The sequence below is a fragment of the Paenibacillus sp. FSL R5-0912 genome, assembly GCF_000758605.1.
GTDB lineage: Bacteria > Bacillota > Bacilli > Paenibacillales > Paenibacillaceae > Paenibacillus_AQ.
Genome location: NZ_CP009282.1, coordinates 3,982,208 through 3,994,463, shown reverse-complemented (window position 1 = coordinate 3,994,463; position 12,256 = coordinate 3,982,208). Strand labels below are relative to the sequence as shown.

Sequence of the window (12,256 nt, the reverse complement as noted above, 5' to 3'; positions counted from 1 at the left end):
AATAGGGTACATTCCGCAGCTCCCTTATATCCAAGAACCGTATGTTTTACTTCAGCTTGTCTTTGTTCGCATCGTACCAGGCCTGAACCTTGGCGGTTACACTGTCTCCGTCCAGACTGTTCCAGGCTTGGCGCAGCTCTTCGACCGCTTCATCCGGTGTCTGATTGCTCATCGCCATACGGGTGTTGATTTCTTTCCATTTGGTTTCAAACTGGCCGGCGATGGAGGCGTATTCCGCAACTGGCGGGATATATGGCAGATCCTTGCGGAAGGTATAGGTCTCACTGTTCTTTATAATCGTACTTTTGAGGGCAGCCATATCCTGATCATCTTTGCTGTCCCCTGCCCGGGTGACCAAATAATCCGGTGTCTGCTGCTCCTGCTGAACCAGCCGGTATTCCGAAGCATAGCCGACCTCAGTCTTCCATTTGTCAAAATCGGTTGTGACCGGAATGCTGTCCTTCAACTGATAATGTACGCCTTCAGTTCCATAGGTCAGCGGCTCCCAGCCTGAATCCAGCATCCAGTCGATAAATTCCATCGCGGCCTGCGGATTTTTCATGTTTTTGTTAAAAGCGGTCAGCAGATGGTTAGGGACTTCGACCTCATAGCCGTTCGTTCCATATTTCGTGGACAGAGGCGGAACTGCGGCCAGTGTGGCCTCCGGATTATTTTTCCGCAGCTCGGTAATGGTATTGTCCATGTTCAGGTTACTGAAATAGATGCCGGAGCGACCCGTGGTCCACAGCTGCTTCTGCCGCGAAAATTCCTTATCTGTCGCAAATTCCTTGTCAACGAGACTCTCATGGTAAGCAAGCTGGCGGAAAGCAAGCGCGTCTTTATACCGTTCGGTGAAGAAGCTCTGGGTGAGCTTCCCGTCCTCTACGAACCAGGCCGCACTGCGTGCCATATACCAGTCGTCAGTTATCGCCGTGTAGGCCGTTGACATCGCCATTGGAATGGTATCGGCCGCACCGTTGCCGTCTGGGTCTTTGTCCCGGAAGGCTTTGGCGACCTCCACCAGCTCATCCACCGAAGTCGGCATAGCCAGCCCGAGTTTATCCAGCCAGTCCTGCCGGATGAATATGGCGGTATTGGCACGGGCAGGCCGCATGCTGGCGATGGCATAGATTTTACCGTCATCCAGGGTCAGGTACGGCTTCAGCTCGGGATGCTCCTGCAGATATTTTTTGTAGCTGGTGCTGTACTTGTCGATATACTCATCCAGCGGCTGAATGGCTCCTTCATCGGCCCAGCGGACAATAAAGTCGCGGTTGAAGGTAGTCATCATATCCGGCGCCTGATCGGAAGCAATCAGCACATTGAATTTATCCGCCTCCTGATTGCGCGGAATCGGCACCCAACTCACCTTCACTCCGGAATTCTCATTGATATACTTTGTCCAGCGGTTCTCTTCATAAGAGCCTTCTCCCGTTGCCACCTGCCCCCTGTCATAAATGGAACCGGATATTTCCTTGGGCAGCGAAGCATAGGGATCTGCGCTTGGCGCCTGTGAGGCAGCGGCCGGGGATGGCCCTTCGGACGTGCCGGCGTTTCCGTTACTGTTGCCGCATGCGGACAAAGCCGCCGTTCCTAGCAGCAGCACCGCGAGAAACGCGGGGGTGAGCTTTCTGTTTCTGTACATTCTTTTGACCTCCAATGGACTTGTGATGTTGGGCAGATTAGGTCTTGCTAATACGGTGAAGCCTGGCGCCTGGCCTCCACCTAACTATAGCGGGCTATCCGGCAGACTGAATAGTTGCAGAACCTACAATGAACTCTCATCTCCCGCTATCCGGCGAATATTTGTAGATAACGCTACATCATAATGGAAAGTGACACCCGCTTACCGCTGCATTATGTCATATAATGAAGTGAACATCCGCCGGTTAAGGAGCGATAGCAAGTGAAGAGAAGAATTTCTGCCAAAGTACAGCTCATCTATACCGCATTATTCATCCTTATTATCTTGATGACTGTGGCGATCAGCTATATCAGCTCTATCCGCCAGTTAGAAAGGCAGGTGATTGGTTCCAATCAGAATGTGCTGAGCCAGATCAGCAAACGGGTAGACAGCACACTTCAGGAAATCGATTTGACCACCATCAATCTGCTGCGGAGTAATGATACCCGGTCTTTTTTTGAGGACGCCGGCCCGGATTCCGCACAGCATTTGCTGGGCCTCTCTATGCTCCAGGATCAGCTGGGCAACAATCTCGCAGCCAATTTTAATATGAAGGCGATCTATCTGTATTCGGAGAAAAGCGGCAAGCTCCTCTCTGCGTCCGACTATTACCCGCTGAAATCAGCGCCTTCCATGGGCTGGATCAATTCCTTCACCGGCAGCGGCAAGACCGGCAAATGGAATGCCTCTCCTCCGGCAGCAGAGAGCAGCGATTTCCTGCTTGTCCGCAATTACCCTTTTACCGCCGGACCCAAAGACAGAAGCGGTGTAATGGTCACGCGAATTAATGAAAAGAGTATCTCGAAGATGTTCGGCGATCTGCAATTCAGTGACAGCTACAATGTATTTCTGGTCGACCGGAACGGGAACGTGCTGTCCCATAAGGACCCTAAGCTGATTCATCAGAGCATTCTGGACAACAGCTACGCATCCCGGGTACTTGCACGCGAAGGGCGGGGGTACGTGGTAGAGAAAACGGCCACCGGGAAAAATCTCGTATTCTACGATAACTCTGCGTATACCGGCTGGAAGCTGATTTACATCGTATCCCAGCAGCAGCTCAGTACGCTTTCGCTTACAGTGCGCTATATTCTGATCGCCATGGCCGTGCTCATGGTTGTCATCGCGGTTTCTGCAAGCCGCTTCGTCAATCACCGCTGGTTTGCTCCCATGGAGTTTTTCATTGCAAGGCTGGAAGAGATTACAGTGCGCACGCCATCTGGTTTCCAGAGCGCAACATCCTCACAGGCTCTCTCCTATAATGATCTGCAGAACAGAATAGAGCAGGTATTCACCGGCTATTCCATTGCAGAAAAGAAGCTCCACGAGAGCATTCCGGCGCTGAAGCTGCAGATTATGTTCGATATTCTGACCGGCAACCGGACGAAATTCACCTCCGCTGAGCCCATGCTTAATCATGTGGGCATTGAACTGTATCCGCAGCATTATATCGTCCTCACCATTGAATTCGATAATAAGGCTATGCTGGAGAAGGTTGGAGACATGAATCTGTACCTGTACGCGCTGTGTAATGTAGCTGAAGAGATGATCCGCTCCCGGCAGGACAAGGTCAAAGGGGCTGCGATTCAGATGAACGATGATCAGGCGGTAATGATTCTGAGCTTCAGGGATGCAGGTCGTGCGGAGAATACAGCGGAAGCCAGGTCATTCGGAGAGTATTTCATGGCCTATGTTGAGGTGCAGTTCAGACGGACAATTTCTGTCAGCATGGGTGAGTATTACGATCATTTTCAAGATATCCGCAAATCTTATCTGGAGTCGGCAGGGCTGATATCCTGTAAAATTCTCATGGGTCATAATGCGCTCATCACCTCAAACGATGTTGGCGCATGGGACAGCGGCAGGCTGCTTGAGGTCTTTGAATCCGTTGATGCCGTGCAGGAAACGGTCAAGCAGGTGGACGCGGAGAAAACCGGAATCGTGCTGGAGGAGCTGTTCAAACGGGCGGCGCGATGCAATCTGTCCAAAGAGATGATGGTCCAGCTCTGCCTGCAGGTCATTCTGAAAGCGCTGCGGACCGCAGCAGACTCCAGCCTGAATGAACAGTTTCAGACGGAGCATGAAGCGGTGTTCATCCGCCTTCAGCAATGCGAGACATTGTACGAGATGCGGATGGTTCTAAGCTCGCTGATGACTGAACTGATTCAGTCTCTGCAGGAGAAACGGAGCAGTAAGAAAAAAAGCAGCGAGTTGATTGAAAGCGTTCTCTCTTACATTACGGAGCATTACGCCCAGAGTGACATTTCCGTTAATTATCTGGCGGACCGGTTCAGCATCAGCCCCAATTATTTAAGCAAGCTGTTCAAGGAATATACCTTCAGCAATTTTGTCGACTATCTGATTGAAGTACGCATGAAGGCCGCTCACCGGCTGCTGCTGGAAACCCCCATGAAGCTGAATGATATTGCCGAGCAGGTCGGCTACACCAACTTCTCCAGCTTTCTGCGCAATTTCAAGAAATACTATGGCATGACCCCGACGGAATACCGGCAGCTGCATTTGAATTCCTGATTGAAACCTCTTTGAAAACACAGAAAGCCGCCCATCCGGCGGCTTTCTGTGCGTATATGTTCTTGTCCGACAATGCTGTTATCTATTTACGGTTCAAATGCGCTCCAGAAAAGGAACAGCCAGCTCAGCAATCCGCTGAAAGCCAGCCTCGTTCGGGTGAAGACCGTCAAGGGTGAAATAATCCAGGGTCAATCGGTCTACAATGCTACCAGTTACGGGTTACGCACAAATCTGACCGCATCGGCAGCAACATATCCGCTTGTTCCGTTATTGCGGATCGTCACACTGCCGGAGGTGCCGGCATTGAAGGTGTACGTTCCGATTAAGTTCCATACCCCGCCGTTTGAGGTCTGGTCTATGGTGAGTGTTGCCGTCCCGCCGGCATGAATGACTTCAATTGGGATTGCAGTGGAGCGGTTAAAATGCTCCGGCCACATCATATAGACGCTATAAGTGGCGGTGACGGGCAACTCGGGTGTATACGCAATACTTTTGCTGCCTTTGCCGCTGTTGTCATCATGTACATAGTTGATTCCGTACCGGTCGGTCTGTACCGCAGAGGTCTTCCAGCTTCCCGTCTTTAGCACACCTGTGGTGTCGCTATTGTCCACAATAACCTCTTCTCCAGGAAGGGTTGGCGGCATACCGCTGCCCGGTTCAAAGAAGGCCTTGAACGTCTTGCCTTTGGCTGCGTTGACATTGACTGTTAATTTGATGGTCGGGCTGAGCTGCGTCACTGTAATTCCGGGATCTGCAGTATATCCGCTTGCCGAACGGTCCAGTTCAACCTCAATTACACCGGTATTTAACTGTGTCGGATCGCTGACCGATAGTTCCAAAGCGCCCTCTTCGGCTTCTCTGGTCATGACCGATGCTTTCTTGTTCACTGAGATCAGATCGACGGAGCTGGCCCCATCTTCCCAGAAATTCGCCCCAATGATGCCCAGCTTCGTTTCTTTTACCGCTTGAACAGAGGATGTGTTTGTCAGTACTTCAATATCAGGCGCTGCGGCATAAGCAGCCACTTGAGCAGCGGTCTTGCCCGGCAGCAGGACATATTGATATTCCCCGCCACCCGGATTCACGCCATGATCCAGCCATAAGGTCATATAATTGCGGGTTATCGTTGTGGACGGGGTTACCGGACGTGGATTGATCTGCTTCCAGTTCCCTGTTCTGGCCTCTCTCTTGGCGCTAAGCGATACATTCTGGGGAAAATAATATCCGGTATCAGCACCGGCTGTGCTGCCGGACAGGTGAGCCCAGTCTACCTGGTCTAGGGTATCCGACCATCCCACAGCTGAAGGCTGTACTTCGCCATTCACAGTGAGCGTATTGCTGCCCGCCGTGTTCAGCTTCCGGTTCTCCACGATGGTTTCAACGGCAATATTGTCCGTGCTGTTGATGCCTGCACCCAGGGAGACGATTTCGTCGTCAAACATGAACCAGGATTTCCGCGCGCCAAGCGTATGATCCGCATACTGCAAATCCATACCTGAGCTGCCGTATAGGTTCTGAATGCCGGTGCCGCCGGTCCACGTATTTGCACTAGTATGGCTGCTTGACGGGGTCTGGGACAACACGGTTGTTCCCGGCAGGCGGTAATTATCGACGGTTGGCCAGAAATCATCGCTGTATTGTCCGAGATCGCTGTTATACAAGCTGGTCATCCCGGCCGAGGTGTACCAGGCTTTGGCGTTCTCGCTGTTGATCGCTTCAAAGCTGCTGATGCGCTTCGAATACATCGCCAGTCCGATGCTGTAGCCCGGCCGGTGCTGGACTGCGCGGTCCATCGCCGAGAACTGCTTATAGACCTTAAGCTCTTCCGACGGCTCAATCAACGGGTCCGCGCTTATGCTCTTGGCCAGAACGATGGATGGGATCGGTGCACTGGAATAGAAGGACTTGAAGGTATCCGACATTATCCAGCCCATAATCATCTGCTTGAAGTCAGCCGCTTGCGCGGGCGGCGCGATCCCCGACAACAGCAGTATACCTTGCATTGCTGTATGTCCCGCGTCATGATCCTGACTGTAGTTTCTGGAGATTTCCCTGCCGCGAACCATATCCATCATGGCGCCTTTGTACATCAGCGGCTGATAGGTATTGTATACCCAATCCCAGACATTAGACTGGTTGGGATCGGTGACCTGCCATGTTGAACCGTGGAGCATCCCCATCAGATCGCTTACAGCCAGCAGCAGACTGAGTCCATACCCTCCGGTATAGGGGATATTGCCATGCTGAATGAATGATCCATCACGATAGAAGCCGTCTCCGCTAACCGTGTAATTAAAAATTGAGGAAAGCCCGTCACGCGCAGCGGCAATTTTGGCACCATCTTTGACGAGGATTCCCCGAACGCCTACGACGATCGCTTTCCACGAACGGTTGGCTCCTGTTAAGGTGACGCTTGGCGAGAAACGTTCTACGGCTTTCATATAATTCGTAATTTGAGCCGGACTTAGGGAGTCATACATCAGCACTGCTGTATCGTTCAGCTGCATCGGTATGCCGATCTGCCAATCCCACCAATTGCTGGTTCCGCTGGCGGTCGTAGTTACCGCCTCATGGTATCTGGTTGCATACATATAATCGAGTGCAGCAACGATGTCGGTCTCAAGCTGACTATCCTCGTACAATGCCGAACCGTTGGTGGCATAAGCGAGCGCCATGGTGTACAGACGTTCATAGGTCACCCGGATGTGAATCGAATTCCCAATACCAGGGTTATCGCTCCACAGATAGGTACGGCTGGGCGAGGTATTCATTGTCTGCCAATAGCCGTTCGCTTCCGTAGTCAGCCTGGTAATTGCAGCGGCTATATCGGTATCCGCAGTATTCAGCGAGGCTCCTCCGGTCAGCATAACCCTGCGGTGCTCCCTCATCCCGTCGAATTCATCCGCTGCGTGGGCACGATCCGTACCCGTTATTCCTCCAAAGCCGCTGACAGACAGGAGCAGAATTAACATAATCATGCAGCTTTTGATTAGCATTCTTCTCATCCATAATCCTCCTTTTTCATCCATTGCTTCGTTTGCTTCGTTTTCGTAATCCAAACGCTTTTTTTTCCAGCCATAATTCTTCCTTTACCACGCCTGTAATTCCGCCTTACGATGAAGCGCTTACATTTAATAGTATGATATGGAAGGGCCGCTAAAGAAACTACGTGAATTCGAGAAAAGGTATGAAATTTCGAGCGATCTTGAAAGGCTACCTTTCATTTTGGACCATCAGCTAGTCAAACCAAACGGACTGAAAATCCGCTATTTCCACAAATATTCCAATTTTGCTGGCTAAGCGGACTCAGATTCCGTTAATGGGGCTGCCGCAGCCCGTTTCAAGCCCAAATGAACAAGTTAGCGGATTCTCAGTCCGCTTAAGCCCCAGAAAGGGGCTTGGCTGCGAAATAAGGGCTTTTGAGTCCGCTTCACTCTGCTGACGGCACACTCCCCTGATCTTCCAACTGTAGCTTGGCTAGGACTCCTCCATTCATGAGCAAATGGAGAAAATCCAACTATTCCAAGCCATCTGCGCAGACAACTCTGCCAATGTTGTTCCTCATTTCATAGATTCGCTAGGTCCCAAGCTCAACGTGAAACGAGGCTCCCCCGGCACCATCCGGGTCAAACCACAGTCTCACCTTCCCGGGTTCAATGTGTTCTACCGTTATCCGGTCTGACTTGTTCATCACTCGGGTAACAGGGTGATTGAATTCAATCCCGATTTCGATCAGACTGCGCTGCCTTTGTGTCGGATCGGCTATAGCCAGGCTCCAGCCTGCCGGATTCCTTTGCAGCACAATGGAGGCTTGACTGCTGCAAGCAATCCCCCCACTTGTATACCAGCCGGGCTTCCAGAAATGGGCTGCTGTAATTCCCAGTTCAGAATCTTCAACCGCATGCACCTGAGCATTCAATTCCAGGATTCTCACCCTTGGTTCCTCAGCAAAACAAGCAGTCTCTTGCTCACTGTAGCCAGGCAGAAGCACATATGCATAGGTATCTCCCGCCGGGGCTTCGCCATGATCGAACCACAACATCTGATAGAACCGTTCCATCTTCTCAGGTGAACCGGCATCGTTGATTTCCTTCCAGGTCCCTTGCCGCTGTTCACGCATGGCATGTACACAGCATTGCTCAGGAAAGAAGAAGCCCACATCTGCTCCCCGCTCACTGCCCGCCATATGAATCCATTTGGGGTTAAGGGTCTCTATCTCGCCAGATCCAGGCTTCCGGCAGATCCTTGTTCCGTCTGCTGTAATCACATGTTCTCCCAACGGGCTCAATTTCCGGTTGTCTATAATCGTTTCCACTTTAGCGGAATTACGGCTCGTAATATCCGTTCCTAAGGCGATAATATGGTTTCCGAACAAAAACCAGCTTTTGAGCGCTGTCAGTCCATCGGCCTCGTTAACTACATCCTCCAATTCCATGACGATGGCGCCGCACTGGTTATGAAGTACGGCCCCGCCGACAAAAGACTTGGTGCTTAAACGGCCTTGCCCGGCTCCGTCTTCCTTCCGCATATTAGTTACTGTAGTTCCGGGCAGGCGGCAGGGATCAACCGTCGGCCAGTAAGCATCGGCATATTGCCCCAAGTCACTATTATACAGCTGGCACATGCCATACGAAGTATACCAGCCCTTTAGATTTTCCCCATTGATAGATTCATAGCTATAGATCCGGCTGGAGAACATACTAATGGAGTAAGCAAAACCCGGACCCTGCAGCACCACCCGGTCCATATGCGCAAACAGCTTGCAGAAGGCTTCTTCCCGGGCAGGCTGCACGAGTTCATTGTCCAGCAGAGCTCTGGCTTGTGCGGCAGTATCTGGCGGTGCACCGGCTGTATAGGATTTATACGTGTCAGCCACAATCCACCCTTTCACTCTGGAGAGCAGCCGTACCTGCTCTACTTCATCCAGTATGCGCGAGAAGCGTAAGCAGGAGGTGATCACCGAATGTCCGCTCTCATGATTCTGCGAATCTGCCCGCGAGATTTCCCTGCCGCTGGCCATATCCAGCATAGATCCCCGGAACATAAGGGGCACAAATGAAGCTTCAATCCACTTGGCTGTCAAATCGCGGGCTTCACCCGGAAATTCCCAAGGAGTATCATGTAGCCACACCATCAGGCGGACCACATCCTGCAGCAGTGAGACCCCATATCCGCCGGTGTACGCGTATTTATCATGCTGAATAAAGGAGCCGTCCTCATAGAAGCCGTCCCCTTCGCTAGCATTCTTGAATACCGGAAGCAGCGCACTAAGGGCGGCGGACAGCTTCTGCCCGTCGCCCTGAATAACGGCAGCAAGAGCAACTGCCGTAGACTTCCAGACCAGATTCGCTCCGGTGGACGGCGGAGCCTTAGCCACGAACCACTGTGCATGAAACGCCGGATCGCCCACATATTTGTCTATGGTGAGGAGCAGCCGCTCTATAAGTTCTGTATCCAGCAGCTGCTCCATGAGCAGCAGTGTTTCCAGCAGCGCAATCGACACGCCAATCTCCCAATACCACCAGTTTCCATAGGGACGGCAGCTTTCGTTGTATCTCTGTGCATTTAGCCATTCCAATCCATAGATCACCTGCTGCCTTAATGTAGAGTCCAGATAACAAGGAGACCGTGATGACTTCAAAGCGATTGCCATCCCTCTTAATCTGCCGATGATCATAAACACATCCGAAGCGTTCTCAGCATAAGGAACATCAGCCCATATCAACACCTGGTGATAGAGCATCGTCTCCTGATCATGCCTGACACTTTGCAGCGATTCATGACTCAGCGTATCTCCCGAGATATATTGCAGCCATTTGTTTTTCAGAATCTGCATGCGTATTCTCTCCTTGAGCCAGCGCCTACCATGATGTTTGTTTGCCTTGCTCCCGTTCCGTGAGCGGAGAAGGTGGAATCATGCTTCCCCACTCTCCGGCTTCAGAACCAAGCTCCAGCAGAAGCGTGCCTCCTCCGGCGATTTCTTCATGGCGGACCCAGGCACGGTTCAATTCCATACCGTTGATTGAAGCAGACCTTATATACCGGTTGCCGGACCCGCTGCATTCACCCTGAGTCTCGATCGTCAAAGGAACGGGAGTCTCCTTCGCTCCCAACAGCAGGGTTACCTTATTGAAAAACGGTGGAACGAGGAAATAGATGTCCTGACCCATCAAAGGGTACAACCCCATAGCTGAACAGATGAAAAAGGCACTCTGACAGCCCATATCTTCGTTATCACCCAATCCGTCACGTTCAGCCCTGAAGTATGTCTCCAGACATTCCCGGACCCGGTCAGCCGCCCGGTCGGGTCTTCCCGCATAAATATATAAATAAGGAATATGCAGCATCGTTTCTTTGGAGTTATAGAATCCGCCGTCAAAAAAACGGTCTAAATGCCTGATAAAAGCTTCTCTCCCCCCATGCCGTTCGACCAGTCCATGAAAGTCATGATGCGTGCTGAACGACCATTGCAGGCTGGTTCCTTCGTAGAAGTAAGGATCATTCCATGAATCCGGCAGGCAGGATGTGGGGTCAAAGGACCTTGCCCATTCCCCGTCCGGAAGCCGGGGCGCGAAGCATTTGAGATCCTCCCTCCATAAATTCCATAGCTTCTCCGAGCTTTGATAATACTCTTCGGCTGTCTTATCCTGACCGAGAACCTCAGCTAACCGGCCGATACACCAGTCCTGATAGGTATACTCCATATGACGGGATACACAGTTCTTCTTCACATCCGTCGACAAGTACCCCAGGGAATGATAATCCTTCAGGTGACGGCCATAGAGCCAGGTGTCCGGGGACGTAACCTCATTATTCTTGCGCATTTGCTTCAGGGCTTTGGCATAGTCGATTCCCTCAAGCTTCTTAAGCGCCGCTTCACAGAACAGCACATCTGCGGAGCTTCCTCCTTGAATCATCGCGCTATGTCCCATAATCCAGGCGTCCGGCAGCCAGCCGGTATGATCCGCGATATCCAGCAGACAATTGAGGATATCCGCTTCAAGCTGCGGGTCGAGCAGTGTAATCAACGAGTTGGCATTTCGGACGCTGTCCCACAGTGCATACAGATCAGTGAAGTGCCGGACCCCGGATTCCCAGGCGAAGTTCTCATCGTCTACACCCAAGTCACTCGGCATACAGAACAGCCGGGTCATCAGGGTATAGAACAGCCGTGTATGCTCCTCGCTCCCCCCTTCCACCGTGACTCTGCTTAGTTTATCCTCCCAGATGCTACTGGCCGCTTGCCGGATTTCATTGAATCCGGCAGACGCCTCCCGGTCCACACTGGCTCTGGCCTTGCCGACACTTACATAAGAAATACCCGTCTTCGCCACCAGAACTCCGCAGTCACCGAAGCTAAGGGAAGCCTTACAATTCGGGCCATCTACAGACGGGCTACGCCGTACTCCGCCGGCGTCTGCCAGCAGGCTGCTCTTCATCGGCTGATCGAAGCGGATATAGAAGTACACGGAATAAGGGAACTCATGCCCCCAGCCCCCGCGTAGATCAGAACGGCCTGCAATCTCGTACTCCGATATCACTTCAAGGTAACCGCCCGTGGAGACGCCGGTAGTCTTCCCCGGCTCATCTCCGCCTACCTGAATGACTGCTCCTGCATCAATCAGCAGGTTGGCAGCGTCCCCTGCCCTGAAGCGGTAACGATGGATGCCTGTGCGCGCTGTGCTGGTCAATTCAGCCTGTATGGCAGCGGGCATTAATCGCACGCTGTAATATCCTGCTTCGGCCTGCTCATTCTCCTTAAGGTAAGGATCAATATGGAACCGCTGCATGCCGGTATAAGGGGTGAAGCCCACATTGCCGTAACGGCCTCCGCCCCCTGTTCCGCTGACATGCGTATGGCTGAATCGGATAATCGGCCTCGAACTGTCATAGCCGTGGGATAGCTGCGGCGGCAGCGTATCCGGGCCAAGCCTTACGATGCTGCCAGGCAGATAAGGCCCGCACAAGCAATTGTTTTCCCCATCCACGCCTATAAACGGATCGACGTAATCCACTCTTCTTCTCATCAACGTTGTACCT

The 12,256-nt window shown here is 52.1% G+C and carries 5 protein-coding genes; 1 reads left to right on the top strand and 4 read right to left on the bottom strand.

Going from position 1 to position 12,256, the window contains the following annotated elements:
• Positions 1-46 precede the first annotated feature (46 nt).
• The gene (locus R50912_RS16920) at positions 47-1,645 is read right to left on the bottom strand and encodes an extracellular solute-binding protein (protein WP_042236543.1); all 1,599 of its coding nucleotides are present in this window, start codon (positions 1,643-1,645) and stop codon (positions 47-49) included.
• A 261-nt stretch (positions 1,646-1,906) separates the two neighbouring features.
• Here R50912_RS16920 and R50912_RS16915 point away from each other — a divergent pair, with 261 nt between their 5' ends.
• Positions 1,907-4,216, top strand: a complete 2,310-nt coding sequence (locus R50912_RS16915; protein ID WP_042236541.1) for a helix-turn-helix domain-containing protein — start codon at positions 1,907-1,909, stop codon at positions 4,214-4,216.
• 212 nt (positions 4,217-4,428) lie between these two features.
• On the opposite strand, the gene R50912_RS16910 is transcribed toward R50912_RS16915, so the two are convergent.
• The 3 genes from R50912_RS16910 to R50912_RS16900 all read right to left on the bottom strand — a co-directional run bounded on the left by R50912_RS16910 (position 4,429) and on the right by R50912_RS16900 (position 12,243).
• The gene (locus R50912_RS16910; RefSeq protein WP_052416410.1) at positions 4,429-7,221 is read right to left on the bottom strand and encodes a polysaccharide lyase family 8 super-sandwich domain-containing protein; all 2,793 of its coding nucleotides are present in this window, start codon (positions 7,219-7,221) and stop codon (positions 4,429-4,431) included.
• Positions 7,222-7,793: 572 nt separating this feature from the next.
• Entirely contained in the window at positions 7,794-10,052 is a 2,259-nt protein-coding gene (locus R50912_RS16905) for a polysaccharide lyase 8 family protein (RefSeq protein ID WP_042236539.1), read from the bottom strand.
• 25 nt (positions 10,053-10,077) lie between these two features.
• Complete coding sequence (locus R50912_RS16900; protein ID WP_042236536.1) at positions 10,078-12,243, bottom strand: GH92 family glycosyl hydrolase; 2,166 nt, start codon at positions 12,241-12,243, stop codon at positions 10,078-10,080.
• Between the last annotated feature and the right edge of the window lie 13 nt (positions 12,244-12,256).

Bases quoted from the DNA above. Each gene is read 5' to 3' on its own strand.
- R50912_RS16920 (WP_042236543.1), bottom strand. From the start codon at position 1,645: ATGTACAGAAACAGAAAGCTCACCCCCGCGTTTCTCGCGGTGCTGCTG.
- R50912_RS16905 (WP_042236539.1), bottom strand. From the start codon at position 10,052: ATGCAGATTCTGAAAAACAAATGGCTGCAATATATCTCGGGAGATACG.
- R50912_RS16910 (WP_052416410.1), bottom strand. From the start codon at position 7,221: ATGAGAAGAATGCTAATCAAAAGCTGCATGATTATGTTAATTCTGCTC.
- R50912_RS16900 (WP_042236536.1), bottom strand. From the start codon at position 12,243: ATGAGAAGAAGAGTGGATTACGTCGATCCGTTTATAGGCGTGGATGGG.